At 66.6% G+C, this 15,706-nt stretch carries 17 protein-coding genes; all 17 read left to right on the top strand.

Features of this window, described 5'->3' with window-relative positions:
• The 17 genes from ASE63_RS12635 (at position 1) to ASE63_RS12555 (ending at position 15,702) form a co-directional block, all read left to right on the top strand.
• A complete protein-coding gene (locus ASE63_RS12635) occupies positions 1-999 on the top strand; it encodes an ABC transporter permease (protein ID WP_056801770.1) in 999 nt (332 codons plus the stop codon).
• The gene (locus ASE63_RS12630) at positions 996-2,198 is read left to right on the top strand and encodes an ABC transporter permease (protein WP_244491386.1); all 1,203 of its coding nucleotides are present in this window, start codon (positions 996-998) and stop codon (positions 2,196-2,198) included. Before ASE63_RS12635 ends, ASE63_RS12630 begins: the two co-directional genes overlap by 4 nt.
• Before the next feature lie 29 nt (positions 2,199-2,227).
• Positions 2,228-3,367 carry a glycosyltransferase family 4 protein gene (locus ASE63_RS12625; protein WP_056801437.1) on the top strand — a complete coding sequence of 380 codons (1,140 nt, stop codon included), beginning with the start codon at positions 2,228-2,230 and terminating at the stop codon, positions 3,365-3,367.
• Positions 3,364-4,146 carry a polysaccharide deacetylase family protein gene (locus ASE63_RS12620; protein ID WP_056801435.1) on the top strand — a complete coding sequence of 261 codons (783 nt, stop codon included), beginning with the start codon at positions 3,364-3,366 and terminating at the stop codon, positions 4,144-4,146. Before ASE63_RS12625 ends, ASE63_RS12620 begins: the two co-directional genes overlap by 4 nt.
• 119 nt (positions 4,147-4,265) lie before the next feature.
• The gene (locus tag ASE63_RS12615) at positions 4,266-4,727 is read left to right on the top strand and encodes a MarR family transcriptional regulator (RefSeq protein WP_056801433.1); all 462 of its coding nucleotides are present in this window, start codon (positions 4,266-4,268) and stop codon (positions 4,725-4,727) included.
• 38 nt (positions 4,728-4,765) lie between these two features.
• Positions 4,766-5,167, top strand: a complete 402-nt coding sequence (locus ASE63_RS12610; RefSeq protein ID WP_056801431.1) for a hypothetical protein — start codon at positions 4,766-4,768, stop codon at positions 5,165-5,167.
• 132 nt (positions 5,168-5,299) lie between these two features.
• Positions 5,300-6,583, top strand: a complete 1,284-nt coding sequence (locus tag ASE63_RS12605) for a glycosyltransferase (RefSeq protein ID WP_056801429.1) — start codon at positions 5,300-5,302, stop codon at positions 6,581-6,583.
• Between the two features lie 120 nt (positions 6,584-6,703).
• Entirely contained in the window at positions 6,704-7,939 is a 1,236-nt protein-coding gene (locus tag ASE63_RS12600) for an amidohydrolase family protein (RefSeq protein WP_056801427.1), read from the top strand.
• Positions 7,940-8,158: 219 nt separating this feature from the next.
• Entirely contained in the window at positions 8,159-8,977 is an 819-nt protein-coding gene (locus ASE63_RS12595; protein WP_200962558.1) for an ABC transporter permease, read from the top strand.
• A 4-nt stretch (positions 8,978-8,981) separates the two neighbouring features.
• The gene (locus ASE63_RS12590) at positions 8,982-10,040 is read left to right on the top strand and encodes an ABC transporter ATP-binding protein (protein ID WP_056801425.1); all 1,059 of its coding nucleotides are present in this window, start codon (positions 8,982-8,984) and stop codon (positions 10,038-10,040) included.
• Positions 10,041-10,083: 43 nt separating this feature from the next.
• Positions 10,084-11,130 (top strand): extracellular solute-binding protein, encoded by a 1,047-nt coding sequence (locus ASE63_RS27230; RefSeq protein ID WP_056801424.1) that lies wholly within the window; start codon positions 10,084-10,086, stop codon positions 11,128-11,130.
• A 165-nt stretch (positions 11,131-11,295) separates the two neighbouring features.
• Positions 11,296-12,165, top strand: a complete 870-nt coding sequence (locus ASE63_RS12580; RefSeq protein WP_056801422.1) for an ABC transporter permease — start codon at positions 11,296-11,298, stop codon at positions 12,163-12,165.
• Between the two features lie 176 nt (positions 12,166-12,341).
• A complete protein-coding gene (locus ASE63_RS12575; protein WP_056801420.1) occupies positions 12,342-12,530 on the top strand; it encodes a twin transmembrane helix small protein in 189 nt (62 codons plus the stop codon).
• Positions 12,531-12,735: 205 nt separating this feature from the next.
• A complete protein-coding gene (locus tag ASE63_RS12570; protein WP_056801418.1) occupies positions 12,736-13,329 on the top strand; it encodes an acyloxyacyl hydrolase in 594 nt (197 codons plus the stop codon).
• A 73-nt stretch (positions 13,330-13,402) separates the two neighbouring features.
• The gene (locus ASE63_RS12565) at positions 13,403-13,984 is read left to right on the top strand and encodes a cob(I)yrinic acid a,c-diamide adenosyltransferase (RefSeq protein ID WP_056801416.1); all 582 of its coding nucleotides are present in this window, start codon (positions 13,403-13,405) and stop codon (positions 13,982-13,984) included.
• An 8-nt stretch (positions 13,985-13,992) separates the two neighbouring features.
• Positions 13,993-14,691, top strand: coding sequence for a rhomboid family intramembrane serine protease (locus ASE63_RS12560; RefSeq protein WP_056801414.1), 699 nt, complete (start codon positions 13,993-13,995; stop codon positions 14,689-14,691).
• Between the two features lie 261 nt (positions 14,692-14,952).
• Positions 14,953-15,702: an electron transfer flavoprotein subunit beta/FixA family protein gene (locus ASE63_RS12555; RefSeq protein ID WP_056801764.1), complete on the top strand. Its 750-nt coding sequence runs from the start codon at positions 14,953-14,955 to the stop codon at positions 15,700-15,702.
• Positions 15,703-15,706 lie beyond the last annotated feature (4 nt).

The following is a 15,706-nucleotide window of genomic DNA, read 5'->3' as shown; positions in this document are numbered from 1 at the left end:
CTGCTGAAATACATCCTCAAGCGCATCCTGGTGATGATCCCGACGCTGCTGATCACCAGCGCGCTGATCTTCACCGTGATCAACCTGCCCGAGGGCGATTATTTCGAGACCCTCGCCGCCGAGATGCAGGCGCAGGGCGAGAAGGCCGATCTCTCGCGCATCGAGTTCCTCAAGAAGGAGTACGGCTTCGACCGGCCGCCGATCGAACGCTATTTCTGGTGGGTCACCGGCCTGCTCCAGGGCGATATGGGCTATTCGTTCGAGTATCAGCGCCCGGTGCGCGAGATCGTCGGAGACCGGCTGCTGCTGACCATCGTCGTCTCCTTCTTCACCATCATCTTCACCTGGGTCGTCGCCTTCCCGATCGGTATCTATTCGGCGACGCACCAGTATAGCTGGGGCGATTACGGCCTGACCTTCATCGGCCTGATCGGGCTCGCCGTGCCGCATTTCCTGCTGGCGCTGGTGTTCATGTATTTCGCCAACGTCTGGTTCGGCACCTCGATCGGCGGGCTGGTCGATCCGCAATACCTCAACCAGCCCTGGAGCTGGGCCAAGGTGCGCTCCGTGCTGGAGCATCTCTGGATTCCCGTGATCATCATCGGCGCCGGCGGCACCGCGGGAATGATCCGCGCCGTCCGCGCCAACCTGCTCGACGAGCTTCAGAAGCAGTATTACGTCACCGCCCGCGCCAAGGGACTGCCGCCCGGCAAGGCGCTGCGCAAATACCCCTTGCGCATGTCGCTGAACTTCTTCGTCTCCGATATCGGAGACATCCTGCCCTCGATCGTCTCGGGCGCCGAGATTGTCGCGATCGTGCTGTCGCTGCAGACGACCGGCCCGCTGCTGATCCGCGCCCTGCAGAGCCAGGACATGTACCTTGCCGGTTCCTTCCTGATGTTCCTCTCCTTCCTGACCGTGATCGGCGTGCTGATCTCGGACATCGCGCTCGCGGTGCTCGATCCGCGCATCCGCCTGCAGGGGGCGGCGACCAAGTGAGCCAGTCCTCGACATCGATCCCCTCGACGACGACCCTGCCGCCCGAGGGCGCAGCCCTGCCGCACTCGGCCTCGACCGCGCCCTTCGAGCCCGACGCCGTCGAGGCGATGACACCGGAGCAGGAGCGCGTCTATCTCGCCTCGCAATGGCGCCTGATGTGGTGGAAGTTCCGCCGCCACAAGCTCGCGGTGATCTCGGGCGTGGTCATCCTCGTGATCTATGCGATGGCGGCCTTCGCCGAATTCCTGGCGCCTTATCACTACACGACGCGCAACACCGACTTCATCCGCGCGCCGCAGCAATCCGTGCATCTCTTCCATGAAGGGCAGTTCATCGGCCCCTTCGTCTATCCTTACGTCCAGCACATCAACATGGAGAACCTGAAGCGGGAATATGAGGTCGACCGCACCCGCCCCCAGCCGCTGCGCTTCTTCTGCCGCGGCGACGGCTACATGTTCTGGGGGCTGATCCCCGGCAATCTGCACCTGGTCTGCCCGCCCAAGGACGGCACGCTCTTCCTGCTCGGCTCCGACAGGCTCGGCCGCGACATGCTCTCGCGCATCCTCTATGGCGGGCGCATCTCGCTCTCGATCGGCCTGCTCGGCGTCTCCGTCTCCTTCGTGCTCGGCGTCATCATCGGCGGCATCGCCGGCTATTACGGCGGCAAGGTCGATCTCTTCGTCCAGCGCCTGATCGAGATCGTGCAGTCGCTGCCGCATATCCCGCTCTGGCTGGCGCTCGCCTCGATCATGCCGCCGTCCTGGAGCCCGCTGCTGGTCTATTTCGGCATCACCGTCATCCTCGGCCTGATGGACTGGACCGGTCTGGCGCGCGCCGTGCGCTCGAAGCTGCTGTCGTTGCGCGAAGAGGACTATGTCGTCGCCGCCCAGCTGATGGGAGCCAAGCCCGCCCGCATCATCGGCCTGCACCTGATCCCGGGCTTCATGAGCCACCTGATCGCCTCGGCGACCATCACCATCCCCAAGACCATCCTGGGCGAGACGGCGCTCTCCTTCCTGGGCCTCGGCCTCAGGCCGCCGATCACCAGCTGGGGCGTGATGCTGAACGAGGCGCAGAACATCAACGTGGTGGCGCTCTATCCCTGGTTGCTCTATCCGGTCGTGCCGGTGATCCTGATCATCCTGGCCTTCAACTTCCTCGGCGACGGCCTGCGCGACGCGGCCGATCCTTATCGCTGAGAGCACCGCAACCAGCGAGCCCGAACCCGGTGCGCATCGCCTTCCACACGCCGCTCAACGCCTATGACGACGGCGGCATCTCCGGGGACCGGCGCATGGCGCGCCAGCTCGTCGCGGTGCTCGAAGGGCTCGGCCACGTCGTCGAACCCGTCCGGGCAGGCCGCGACTTCATGCCGACCTCGGACGCGGACAGGCTCGCCCGGCACCAGGGCGAAGCGGCGGCCCTGAGCGAGGCCATGCTGGCGCGCTGGCAGACCGGCGAACCGCCGCCCGAGCTCTGGTTCACCTATCACAACTACTACAAGGCGCCCGATCTGCTCGGGCCCGGCATCACCGAGCGCCTCGGCATTCCCTACGTCGTCGCAGAGGCCAGCGACGCCGCCCGCCGCGCGACAGGCGAATGGGCGCAGCATACGCGCATCGTCCGGCACGGCCTCGCCGCAGCCGACCTGCATCTCCATTTCACCGACCGCGACCGGCAGGGCCTCGAACCCTGGCGGTCCCGGCACACGGCCATCCTCGAATTGCCGCCCTTCATCGCCTTCGACGCCGCGCCGCCGCGGCAAGCCGGCGAGGCCGCCGTTCCGCGCCTCGTCACCGTGGCGATGATGCGCGAGGGCACCAAGCAGAACAGTTACCTCACGCTCGCCCGCATCCTCGCCGGCGTCGCCGACCGCCCCTGGACGCTCACGATCATCGGCGATGGCCGCAAGCGCGCCGAGATCGAGCAGGCCTTTGCCGGACTGCCGGCGGGGCGCGTTTGCTGGCGGGGCGCCATCCCGCATGATCGCGTCGTCGCGGAGATGGCGGCGCATGATCTCTTCATCTGGCCGGGCGTCCGCGAGGCCTATGGGCTGGTCTATCTAGAGGCACAGGCCGTCGGCCTCCCGATCGTCGCCTTCGACAGCGGCGGGGTCTCCGCAACCGTCCGCAGTGGCGAGACCGCCCTGCTCGCGCCGGAAGGCGACGAGGCAGCACTGGCGGCGGCGCTGCGGCGCCTGCTCGACGACGCCGAACTGCGCCGCGGCATGGGGGTGCGGGCACGCCGCTTCGCCCTGGAAGAGCGCAACCCGGCACAAGCCGCGGCGATCCTGAAGGGCGGGCTCGCGCTGGCCGTCGCCAACCGCACCGCCCGCTCGCGCTCGGCCATGGAAGTGACCGCCTCATGAGCGCAGCCGCTCTCGACCCGATCTGGCTGCCGCTTCAAGACGAGCTCGACCGCTGGAGCGAGGCCGGGCGGCAGCTCAGGCTCTGGCTGCGCGACGACGACGCGGTCGCGCCTACGCCCGCGCTCGACCGCCTTGCCGCTCTCGGCCGGCGCTTCGAGCTGCCGGTGTTGCTCGCGGTCATCCCGATGCAGGCGGAGCCCGCCCTCGCAGCGGCCTTGCGCGACATGCCCTTTCTGCTGCCATGCCAGCATGGCTGCCGGCACCGCAACCATGCCCCGAAAGGTGCGAAAAAGACCGAATTCGGCCCGCTGCGACCGGCCGCTGAGATCAGGCAGGAGATCGGAGAGGCGCGAGCCCGCCTCGCAGGGCTGTTCGGTGACGCCTGTTTGCCGGTCTTCGTGCCGCCCTGGAACCGGATCGATCCCGCTCATGCCGCGCTGCTGCCGGCGCTCGGCTTCGCCGGCCTGTCCTGCTTCCGCGGCTTCGCGCTGGGCGAAGCGGGCGGCCCGATTCTCGCCAACACCGATCTCGACATCATGGACTGGAGCGGCGGCCGCGTCGGCCGCGCTGCGGGGGATCTCGTCGCCGAGGCCTGCCGCCTCCTCGCGGTGCGGCGCGAGCGGCCCGGCGGAGCGGCCGACAGCCTCGGCCTCCTCCTGCACCATCGCGACCATGACGCGACGGTCTGGGACTTCCTCGACGGCTTCCTGGCGTCGGCGGGCGTCCACCCGGCTGTGCTCCGAACCGACCCGCGAGACCTGTTCGGCCTCGCCCGTTAGTGGATTGCAGCATCGCTCACGCTCTCTGCAGTGACGCAACGGCTCGGAGCTCTCCAAAACAGATAGTTGACTAGGAAACTCAACAGCTTTAGTTTCCTAGTCAACAAGCGAGACACCCAATGCCGACCGCACTCCCGCCTTCGCCCCTCGACGCCCATCTCGGTTATTGGTTGCGCATGGTGTCCAACGCGGTTTCGCAAGGCTTCGCCCGCAGGGTCGAGGCCGAAGGCGTGACCGTGGCCGAATGGGTCTTCCTGCGCGCCCTCCACGATGCCGAGGGCATCGCTCCCTCCGCGCTCGCGGAGCGCATGGGCATGACCAAGGGAGCAATCTCCAAGCTGACCGACCGCCTCGTCGGCAAGGACCTCGTAATCCGCACCGCCAATCCGGCGGGCGGGCGTGGGCAGACGTTGAGCCTGGCCGCAGCAGGGCGCGAGCTGGTGCCGCGCCTCGCAAGGCTGGCCGATGAAAACGATGCCGAGTTCTTCGGAAACCTGCCGCCCGAGGAGCGCCGCAGCCTCGAAGCCCTGCTCCGCAGCATCGCGACGAGCCGAAAGCTGACCGCTCCGCCGACAGACTGACCGCGAGCGAGAACCGCCGACATTCAAAGGAAGACGCCATGGACGCCCAGAGGATCGCCATTGCCGAAAGCTGCCTCGCAGCAGCCCATGACAAGACGCTCGCCTTCCCCGAGATCGTCGGGAAGCTGATCGCGGCCGGTTTCGAGGGCTACACCGTAGATTACCGCACCCGTACGACGACCTATTTCCTGCCGGATGGCGATCACATTGTGCTGAAGAACACTGAAATTGATGGCGAGGTCGCCGCGGGTTTCGACCCTGCCGGCGTCGCGGCACAGGTGCAATGGGCCCAGGCCAACCCGCCGGACTATGATTACAAGACGTTCTCCAGAAACGTCATGGCGCATGGCTGCGCCGGCTATATCGTGTCCTTCCTCGGCCGCAGGGTTCTCTATTTCGGCCGCACGGCCGAGACCCATGTCGAGCACTTCCCGCAATAGGCTGCAGGTCGCCGGCGCGTCGCGAAAGCGGCTTGGATCGGCCGGCGCCACACGCTATATTGGATCGGGTATCAGGTGCGTTCGTCCTCGCCACGAGGTCGTCTGACCTTTCTGCGGGGAGGCGACGCGGACATGGCTTCAAACGTCGTCGATTTTGCTGAGGCCGAGCGCCCCCCGCGCAGTTCGCATGCGCCCCGGGTCCTGATCTACAGCCACGACACTTTCGGCCTCGGCCATATCCGGCGCTGCCGCGCGATCGCGAACGCGCTGGTTGCCAGCTACTCTCATATATCAGTGATCATCGTCTCGGGATCTTCCGTAGTTTCGAGCTTCCAGTTCGGCGCCGGCGTCGACTATGTCCGCATCCCCGGCATCGAGAAGCACAGCGACGGCGGCTACGACCCGCACCATCTCAATCTCGACCTCGCCGACACGATCCGCCTGCGCAGCGACATCATCAAGCAGGTGGTGCTGACCTTCGATCCTGACGTCGTCATCGTCGACAAGGAGCCGCTCGGCCTGCGTGGGGAATTCGCCCCGGCGCTCGACATCTTGCGCCGGCGCGGCGCCCGCATCGTGCTCGGCCTGCGCGACGTGCTCGACGAGCCGGCGAAGCTGCTCGAGGAGTGGCGCCATAACGGTGCCCTCCATGCGCTCGAACACCATTACGACGACATCTTCGTCTACGGGCTGGAAAGCGTCTATCGGCCGCTGGGCGGCCTGCCGAACCAGCATCTCTTCGCCGACAAGATCCGCTATACCGGCTATCTGAAGCGGGCCGTTCCGAGCCCGATGCCGCCGAGCCGCTTCCCGCGCATCACCAAGGGCCCCTTCGTCCTCGTCACCCCCGGCGGCGGCGGCGATGGCGCCGGCGTGATCGACTGGGTGATCTCGGCCTATGAAGCCGATGCGACCATCCCCCTGCCCGCGCTGATCGTCTTCGGCCCCTTCTTGTCGCGCGAGCGGCGCAAGGATTTCGCCGAGCGCATCGCCCGCATCCCCAAGCTCGAAAGCCTCGGCTTCGAGCCGCGGCTCGAGCTGCTGATGAACCGCGCCCACTGCGTCGTGGCGATGGGCGGCTACAACACCTTCTGCGAGGTGCTGTCCTTCGACAAGCCGGCCCTGATCGTGCCGCGCGTCCGGCCCCGGCTGGAGCAGGCGATCCGCGCCGGGCGGGCCGAGGAACTGAAACTGATCACCGTGCTGCACGACCCGTCGCAGCTCGGCGCGACCGAGCGCGACCCGTTGGTGATGGCCGCCGCGCTGCACGCCCTGCCGCAGCAGCCACCGCCCTCCCAGGCCTTCCTGCCGAGCCTGCTCGACGGCCTGCCCGCGGTCAGCCGGGCACTGGCCGACAATCTCTCCATACCGGTCCGGACGCGGGCGTTCGGCCACAGCGCGGCCGTGACGAGCTGACCGCCGCAGTCGCTTCCGGGGGCGGGAGGGCGATAGACAAGGCGGAATAAAGTTTCCAATATATCAGCGATCGGAAGATGGGCTGCGCGCCACGCCGCGGCCACGGAGGAGATATCTCTCATGGCCGCGCTGCTGTTCAAGAACTTCGCCCTGCTCGAGCCGGAATTCGGCGAGCTGCGCGCCGGCTACGAGTTGCTGGTCGAGGGCGACGTCATCCGCGAGGTCTCCGAAAAGCCGATCAAATCGGCCAAGGCCGATGTGGTCGATTGCGGCGGCCGCACGCTGATGCCCGGCCTGATCGACAGCCATGTTCACGTCTTCCTGTCCGAGGTCGTGATCCGCGCGATGGAGAGCATGCCGCTCACGCTGATGACCGCCCGTGCCATCGGCCTGATGAAGGGCATGATCGACCGCGGCTTCACTTCGGTGCGCGACACAGGCGGCGCCGACTGGGGCATCAAGGAAGCGGTCGAGGGCGGCCATGTCGCCGCGCCGCGCCTGTTCATCGCCGGCCAGGCGATCGGCCCGACCGGCGGCCACAGCGACCCTCGCCGGCGCACCGATTTCGGCACGCGCTGCCACTGCTGCAACGCCATGGCCTATACGATGAACGTCTCCGACGGCGTCTCCTCCGTGCGCAAATCGGTGCGCGAGCAGATGCGGCTGGGCGCGGACCACATCAAGATCATGATGTCCGGCGGCGTGGCCTCGCCTTACGACCCGCTCGACTCCCTGCAGTTCAGCCTCGACGAGGTCCGTACAGCCGTCGAGGAGGCCGCCGCCTTCGGCCGCTATGTCTGCGCCCATGCCTATACGCCGGAGGCCATCACCCGCGCCGCCAATTGCGGCGTGCGCGCGATCGAGCACGGCAACCTGATCGATGACGCCTCGGCCAAGCTGATGGCCGAGAAGGGCATGTTCCTCACCGCCAACCTCGTCGCCTATTACGCGATGAAGGAGCGTGCCGCGGAATTCGGCATGAATGGCGACATGCTCGCCAAGAACGACCTCGTCATCGATGGTGGCCTGCGCTCGCTCGAGATCTGCAAGCGCGCCGGCGTGCCCGTCGCCTATGGCAGCGATCTGCTCGGGCAGCTCCAGGCCGAGCAGTCGCGCGAGTTCCTGCTGCGCCGCGAGGTGCTCTCGGCCATCGACATCATCCGCTCGGCGACCACGGTCGGCGCGCAGCTCCTGCGCATGGAAGGCAAGCTTGGCACGCTCCGTGCTGGAGCCTATGCCGACATGATCCTCGTCGATGGCAACCCGCTGGAAGATCTCGCGCTCTTCCAGGACCAGGGCCGCCATCTGGCGATGATCATGAAGGGCGGCGCGTTCCACAAGAACACGCTGAACTGAGCGCCGGGCCTGCTCCGTGTCGATGCATAGGGCAAGGCGATACGAGGCATAGAGAAGAATTGCATTGACGGACCGGAGGCGCTTCCGCAGCCTTCGGCCGCAGCGCACAAGAGCGGGGACGGTGCCTTTGAGCAGAGCCTGGGGATCGCAATCGGCCGGCAGCGCACCTTCGCATCGCGGAGACCTGAATCGCGGGTCCTTGGATCTGGGAGTCCGGGCGTGAGCGCGTCCTCCCGCCCGAGCCTCGGCCGCATTGCGCTCAACGGCGCGGCCGGCATTGCGCTGGTCTACATCCTGTTGCCGCTGATCTTCGTGACCTGGCTCGCCTTCTTCCGGCAGGAGATCCCATCCTTCCCGCCGGAAGGCTATTCGGTGAAATGGTTCGCCGCCGCAGCGAACAACCAGCCCTTCATCAACGGCTTCCTGCTCAGCCTCCAGGTAGCCGTCGCCGCGACCCTCATAGGGCTCGTCATCGGCGTGCCGGCAAGCCTCGCGCTGGTGCGCCATCGCATCGTGCTGGGCCCGATGTTCAACACGCTGCTGCTGCTGCCGCTGGTGATGCCCGGCATCGTGCTCGGCACCGCCCTCTACGTCTTCCAGATCGAGACCGAGATCGCCACCGGCCTGCCCGTGATGGGCTCGCTCGGCGGGCTGATCATGGCCCATGCCCTCGTGGTCATTCCTTGGGTGGTACGTCTCGTGACAGCCAGCCTCGTCGGCTTCGACCGCACCATCGAGGAAGCAGCGCAAAATCTCGGCGCCGGCCCTTTCACCACCTTCCGGCGGGTGACGCTGCCGAGCATCAGGCCCGGCCTCGTCGCCGCCGCCCTCTTCGGCTTCGTCACCTCCTTCGGCAATCTGGAGATGAGCCTGTTCCTGGTCGGGCCGGGCCGCACCACGCTCCCGATCGCCATCCTGCAATATCTCGAATGGAAGATCGATCCGACCGTGGCAGCCGCATCCCTGATCCAGATCGTCCTGATCGCCGTGGCGATGATCGTCACCGACCGTTACGTCAAGCTGAGCCGGGTGGTCTGACACGATGGCAAGACTCTCGCTCGAGCATCTGCGCAAGACCTATGGCGACACGACCGTCGTCGACGACGTCGCGATCAACATCGCCGATGGCGAATTCCTCGTCCTGCTCGGCCCCTCCGGCTGCGGCAAGACCACGACGCTGCGCATGGTCGCCGGCTTCATCGCGCCCACCGCCGGTGGCATCACCATCGGCGAGCGCAGCGTCACCACCCTGCCGCCCTGGAAGCGCAATTGCGGGCTGGTGTTCCAGAGCTATGCTTTGTTCCCGCACATGACCGTTGCCGAGAACGTCGCCTTCGGGCTCGAGATGCGCAAGATCGCGCCGGCCGACCGCGCGCCGCGTGTCGCCGAGGCGCTGCGGCTCGTCCAACTCGCCGGCTTCGACGAGCGCTATCCGCGCCAGCTTTCCGGCGGCCAGCAGCAGCGCGTCGCGCTCGCCCGCGCGCTGGCCATGGAGCCGGACGTGCTGCTGCTCGACGAGCCGCTCTCCAATCTCGACGCCAAGCTGCGCCAGGAGGTCCGCGTCGAGATCCGCGACCTGCAGCGCAAGCTCGGCCTGACCACGATCATGGTCACGCATGACCAAGAGGAGGCCCTGACCATGGCCGACCGTCTGGTCGTGATGGAGAAGGGCAAGGTCCGGCAGATCGGCACCCAGCGCGAGCTCTACGAGAAGCCGGCCGACCGCTTCGTCGCCGGCTTCATCGGCCGCAGCGCCTTCCTCGATGGCGAGATCACGGCACCTAGCCGCTTCCGCACCAGAGGCGGGGTCGAGATCGGCTGCGCGGCGGCGACCGGCAGCGGCGCGGCGACGCTGGCGCTGCGCCCCGAGCGCATCGCCGTCGGCGGCGAGGCCGAGGCCCTGCCCAACCGCTTCCAGGCCCGCGTCGAGCACGCCTCCTATCTCGGCGCGATCCTCGACATCGACGTCAGCCTCTCGGAACACGACCGGATGCTGCTGCAGATCCCGAACAAGGCCGGCGTCGCCGAGCCGAAGCCGGGCGAGACCATCACCATAGGCTGGGCCGAAGACGCCGGGCTGGTCTACCCGCGCGAGGCCTGAATCCAGGCTTCGACTGGCGTCAAAAAAGAGGGGAGTTGCCATCATGACGAAATTCGACAGACGCGATCTGCTCAAGGGTGCGGGCGCCACGGCGCTCGCCGCCACGCTTGGTACACCGGCCTTCGCCCAGTCCGGCGGCCGGGTCGTGGTCGGCACCTGGGGCGGCGACTATGCCCGCCTGCTGACCAAGAACATCGAGGACCCGATCCTCAAGCCGAAGGGCATGGAGGTGGTGCAGGACCAGGCCGGCGACGCGCCGCGCCGCGCCAAGATGGTCGCCGAACGCCGCCTGCCGCGCGGCACGGTCGACATCCAGGGCCTCTCCGCCGCCAACATGTACGAGATGAACGAGGCCGGCGTCGTCGAGACGATCGACTACGCGAAGATCCCGAACGCCAAGAACCTGCTGCCGACGATGAAGTATCCCTACGGCGTCGGGCACATCTATTCGGGCAACGTGGTGATCTACAACCCGAAGATCATCAGCCCCGCCCCGACCGGCTTCAAGGACTGGCTCGACCCGAAGCACGGCAACAAGATCGGCTTCATCGACATCCAGTACCAGTCGATCATGATCGCCGCCTCGCTCGCCGGCACCAACGGCGCCAGCATGAACGACCTCGACAAGGCCAAGGAAGTCCTGATGGCCGTGAAGAAGGCGGGCGCCCGCATCTACCCGACCAACGAGGCCTTCGCCCAGGCGATGAAGAACGAGGAAGTCGGGATCAGCGCGATCTGGAAGGCGCGCGTCGTCCAGTGGCAGAATGCCGGCATCCCCTGCGAGGCGGTCTCGCCGGTCGAGGGCATCCCGGCCTATGTCTCCGGCTTCGTCATCCAGAAGAACGCGCCGAACAAGGACAACGCCTACGCCTATATGAACGCCATGCTCGAGAAGGCGCCGCAGGAGGCCTTCGCGGTCGATATGGGCTATAACGGCACCGTCACCGGCCTCAACGTCGATCCGGCGCTGCAGAAGCGCATCGGCTTCACCCCCGAGGAGGAGAAGCGCCTCAAGGACCTCGACTACGGCTTCCTCGCCAAGAACGACAACGCCATGAAGGAATGGTGGGACAAGGTCTTCAAGTCCTGACATGGCCCGCCCGTCCTACCATCGCGGCCGCATGACCCGGCTTTCTGCGCTTCCGGTGCTCACGGACATCGGTCCGCTGCGCTCCGGTTCTCGAAAGCCGGGCCCTTCGGCTCGCGCCGGCGAACGGGCGAACCATGCAGGCACGGCCTGCGAAGGAACTGCGGCATGAGCACCGCCCCCGAACCCGTCGCCGGAGCCCGCACCGGCCTCGCCGGCCTGCTCGTCGTGCCGGCGACGCTCTTCGTCGCACTCGGGCTGCTCGGCCCGATCGCGATCCTGTTCCGATACTCGCTGAACCAGTTCATTCCCGGCCAGTTCATGGTCGACGGGCTGACGATCGAGAACTATGTCAAGTTCTTCACCGACGCCTATTATCTCAACGTGCTGCTGCGCACGGTGCGCGTCGCCGTGGTCTGCACGATCGTCTGCCTGATCATGGGCTTTCCGCTGGCCTATGTGCTCGCCCGGACCCAGAGCCGCTTCAAGAACCTGCTGATCATCTCGGTGATCCTGCCGCTCTTCGTCGGCAATGCGGTGCGCGCCGCCGGCTGGATGACCGCCTTCGGCAGCAAGGGCGCCCTCAACGCCTCGCTGATGGGCATCGGCCTGATCGACCAGCCGCTCGAGATCATGTTCACCGAGACCGCGGTGGTGATCGGCATCATCGCCGTCAATCTGCCCTTCATGGTGCTGACGCTGCAGAGCGTGATCGAGGGCATTCCGCGCAATGTCGAGGAAGCCGCCTTCAGCCTCGGCGCAGGACCTTCCGCGATGTTCCGCCGCGTGCTCTGGCCCCTTGCCCTGCCCGGCGTCCTGGCCGGCACGATCCTGACCTTCATCCTGGCGATGAACGCCTATGCGACGCCGGTGCTGCTCGGCGGCCCGAAATTCCAGACCATGGGCCCGCTGGTCTACGGCCAGTTCGCCCAGCAGAACAACTGGCCCTTCGGCGGTGCGATCGCCTTCATCCTGATGACCGCGACGATCCTGCTGACGGTCGCGGCCCATCTCATCGTTCAGCGGCGCTACCGCTGAAGCTCCAAAGCATCGGTCCGAAAAGTGGGATGCGGTTTTCGGAAAAAGCCGATGCAAGATCAAACGCCCAGATCATCGGACCGAATATCATATTCGGTCCGATGATCTGGGCCTGCGGCGCTCTGGCCCGGTCAGCCCACTGGCCAAGCCGTGGGCGGCGCATTATGGGCTGTCGCATGACATTGCCAGGCTCCCTTGTTTCCATCGCGGTCGGTGCCGTCGCCGTCGTCCTGCTGCTGGGGTTAGCGAACATGCTGCGCGGCGGCAGTGCCGACACCTCGCAGAAGCTGATGCGCCTGCGCGTGATCCTGCAGTTCGTGGCGATCATCGCGATCCTGCTGGTGCTGTGGTGGCGCAGCGGCTGAGGCCTCCTCCGCAGAGCGCGCGCAACAGATCTGCTCGGCTCCGGCCTCGAGAAACCCACAGCTTTCTGCAAACCCCTGTATAGAAAGGTTAAATTTTCCCTTGCCGCCGCAACGATCGGCCGTTCCGCACAATCCTGCCCTATTCCCGACACGAGCTTCTGTGCTTTCTGGGCATCATCGTTCCGGCAAGAAGTACAAGTCACCCATGGGTCGCGTCGCGTTGCTGCTCCTCGCAGGTTTTCTGGCAGCCTCGCCTCAGGCGGCGCAGGCCCAGGATCTTCCGGCCGGAGCCTCGAGCTACGCGCCGACGACCACGCCCTCGACCAGCCTCCCCTGGGAAGCCCGAATCGGGGCCGGTGTCGCCAATCCCGGCGGACGCGAGGGCGGCCTGCTCAATGTCGGCGGCGAGGTGCTGTCGCCACGCCCCTTCACCCTGCCGGACCGCTTCGCCAACGCCTTCGTCCCACGCTTCCATCTCGGCGCCAGCGCAAATTTCAACGGCACGCGCTACGCCTATGCCGGCGCGACCTGGACGGTGGACCTGACCGACAAGGTGTTCGTAGAGGCGAGCCTGGGCGCCGCGCTCAACGACGGCAAGACCGGCTCCGTCATCCCCGAGAATCGGCTGAAGGTCGGCTGCAACGCCGGCACGCGCGAGGCCGCCGCGCTCGGCGTGCGCCTCAACGACCGCTGGAGCCTCGTCGCGACGCTGGAGCATTTCAGCACCACCGGCTGCTCGGACCGCGACCAGCCGCGCGGCCCCGCCAATTTCGGCGCCCGCCTCGGCTACAGCTTCTGACGGTTCGTCCGACCCCTCTTAACGCCGGACCACGATCCGCTTCCGTCCGGCACTGGCCGCGCTATAACGCGGTATGGTCAAGCTCAACCGAATCTACACGCGTACCGGCGACGACGGTACGACCGGGCTCGCAGCCGGCCCGCGCCGGCCGAAATTCGACCTGCGCGTCGTGGCCTATGGCACCGTCGACGAGACCAATGCCTGCGTCGGCATCGCGAGGCTCCATGCCGCGAGCGAGGATGCCGGCGTCGACGCCATGCTCGGCCGCATCAGCAACGATCTGTTCGATCTCGGCGCCGATCTATCCACGCCCGAGACCGGCAAGCCGCTCGGCTATGAGCCGCTGCGCATCGTCCAGGCCCAGGTCGACCGCCTCGAGAGCGAGATCGACGAACTCAACGCCGAGCTTGCACCCCTGCGCTCCTTCGTGCTGCCGGGCGGGACGCCGGCAGCCACGCATCTCCACCTCGCGCGCACGGTGAGCCGTAGGGCCGAGCGGCTGATGGCCGAGCTCGCCCAGCTACCGGACGAGCAGGTTTCAACCGCGGCGCTGAAATACATCAACCGCCTCTCGGACTTCCTCTTCGTGGCCTCGCGCTTCCTCAACGCCAGGGCCGGCGGCGACGTGCTCTGGGTTCCCGGCCAGAACCGCTAGGACGAAACGTGTTCATCCCCCTTCACGATGGCGTCCCGCTTCGTTTCATGCGCGCGCCCTACGTCACCTACGGCCTCATCGCGGCGTGCATCGCGCTCTATCTGCTCGTGACCTTGCGTCAGGACGAAGAGGGCCAGATCGCGATCGCCGCGGGCTTCGGCTTCATCCCGTCCGTGTTCTTCGGCGCAGCCCAGCTCCCAGCCGAACTGCTGCAGGCCCCGCCCTGGCTCACGCTGATGAGCAACATCCTGCTGCATGCGAGCCTCGCCCATCTCGCCGGCAACATGCTCTTCCTCTGGGTCTTCGGTGACAATGTCGAGGACGCGATGGGCCATCTGCGCTTCCTGCTGTTCTTCTTCCTCTGCGGGCTCGGCGGCTCGCTGGCGCATGCGCTGATGAACCCGGGCTCGGACCAGCCGCTGATCGGCGCCTCGGGCGCGATCTCCGGCGTCATCGCCTCCTATCTGATGCTCTATCCGCGCGTCCGGATCTGGGGCCTCGCCTTCAACTGGATCCCGCTGCATATCACCGCGCTCTATGCCATCGCGGCCTGGATCCTGTTCCAGCTCGTCCAGGCGCTGCTCGATCCGGCGGGTCATGTCGGCTGGTGGGCGCATCTCGGCGGGCTCGTCACCGGCGCTGTGCTGACGCCGCTCTTCATCCATCGCGGCGTCGCGCTGTTTGGCCGCACGGCGCAGGCGCGATAGAGCATCGGACCAAAAAGTGGACTCGACTTTTTCGGTCAAGTCCGATGCCGAAGTAAAAAGCTGGATCGCCACCTCGCATCCGATAGGACGCACGACAATCCAGCCGCGGTTAGGGCATCGTCACCGGGCGATCCACGGCGTTGACAAGCGCAAACGGGCGTCGTTAGGTCCCACCGCATTCCAGCCGAGAGCCGCGATGCCGCCAGCCTGCCATCGGCAGCAATGGCCGCGACAGCCTCTTTCTGAACGGTGATGATGACGATGAAGATCCTTGTGCCCGTGAAGCGGGTCGTCGACTACAACGTGAAGATCCGGGTGAAGGGTGACGGGACGGGGGTGGAGCTGGCCAACGTCAAGATGTCGATGAACCCCTTCGACGAGATCGCCGTCGAGGAGGCGCTGCGCCTCAAGGAAGCCGGCAAGGCGACCGAGGTCGTCGTCGTCTCGATCGGCCCGGCCCAGGCCGCCGAGACCATCCGCACCGGCCTCGCCATGGGCGCCGACCGCGGCATCCTGGTCAAGGTCGAGGGCACGGTCGAGCCGCTTGCGGTCGCAAAGCTCCTGAAGAAGGTCGTCGAGCAGGAGGCCCCTGAGCTCGTCATCCTCGGCAAGCAGGCGATCGACGACGATTCGAACCAGACCGGCCAGATGCTGGCGGCGCTGCTCAACTGGCCGCAGGGCACCTTCGCCTCGAAGGTCGTGATCGGCGATGGCTCTGTCGACGTCACCCGCGAGGTCGATGGCGGCCTGCAGACCGTCGGCCTCAAGCTGCCCGCGATCGTCACCACCGATCTGCGCCTGAACGAGCCGCGCTACGCCTCGCTGCCGAACATCATGAAAGCCAAGAAGAAGCCGCTCGACGAGACCACGGCCGAGACCCTCGGCGTCGATATCGCGCCCCGCCTCAAGGTGCTGAAGACCGTCGAGCCCGCCGGCCGCTCCGCCGGTGTCAAGGTCGGCTCGGTCGCCGAGCTGGTCTCGAAGCTGAAGAACGAAGCGGGAGTTCTCTAAGATC

Source organism: Allobosea sp. Root381, assembly GCF_001429395.1.
GTDB lineage: Bacteria > Pseudomonadota > Alphaproteobacteria > Rhizobiales > Beijerinckiaceae > Allobosea.
This window is presented reverse-complemented; position numbering and strand designations above follow the sequence as displayed.

What these genes read in the sequence shown, in the direction of transcription:
- ASE63_RS12620 (WP_056801435.1), top strand. Translation starts at nt 3,364, where the DNA reads ATGAGCGCAGCCGCTCTCGACCCGATCTGGCTGCCGCTTCAAGACGAG.
- ASE63_RS12615 (WP_056801433.1), top strand. Translation starts at nt 4,266, where the DNA reads ATGCCGACCGCACTCCCGCCTTCGCCCCTCGACGCCCATCTCGGTTAT.
- ASE63_RS12610 (WP_056801431.1), top strand. Translation starts at nt 4,766, where the DNA reads ATGGACGCCCAGAGGATCGCCATTGCCGAAAGCTGCCTCGCAGCAGCC.
- ASE63_RS12605 (WP_056801429.1), top strand. Translation starts at nt 5,300, where the DNA reads ATGGCTTCAAACGTCGTCGATTTTGCTGAGGCCGAGCGCCCCCCGCGC.
- ASE63_RS12600 (WP_056801427.1), top strand. Translation starts at nt 6,704, where the DNA reads ATGGCCGCGCTGCTGTTCAAGAACTTCGCCCTGCTCGAGCCGGAATTC.
- ASE63_RS12590 (WP_056801425.1), top strand. Translation starts at nt 8,982, where the DNA reads ATGGCAAGACTCTCGCTCGAGCATCTGCGCAAGACCTATGGCGACACG.
- ASE63_RS27230 (WP_056801424.1), top strand. Translation starts at nt 10,084, where the DNA reads ATGACGAAATTCGACAGACGCGATCTGCTCAAGGGTGCGGGCGCCACG.
- ASE63_RS12580 (WP_056801422.1), top strand. Translation starts at nt 11,296, where the DNA reads ATGAGCACCGCCCCCGAACCCGTCGCCGGAGCCCGCACCGGCCTCGCC.
- ASE63_RS12575 (WP_056801420.1), top strand. Translation starts at nt 12,342, where the DNA reads ATGACATTGCCAGGCTCCCTTGTTTCCATCGCGGTCGGTGCCGTCGCC.
- ASE63_RS12570 (WP_056801418.1), top strand. Translation starts at nt 12,736, where the DNA reads ATGGGTCGCGTCGCGTTGCTGCTCCTCGCAGGTTTTCTGGCAGCCTCG.
- ASE63_RS12565 (WP_056801416.1), top strand. Translation starts at nt 13,403, where the DNA reads ATGGTCAAGCTCAACCGAATCTACACGCGTACCGGCGACGACGGTACG.
- ASE63_RS12555 (WP_056801764.1), top strand. Translation starts at nt 14,953, where the DNA reads ATGAAGATCCTTGTGCCCGTGAAGCGGGTCGTCGACTACAACGTGAAG.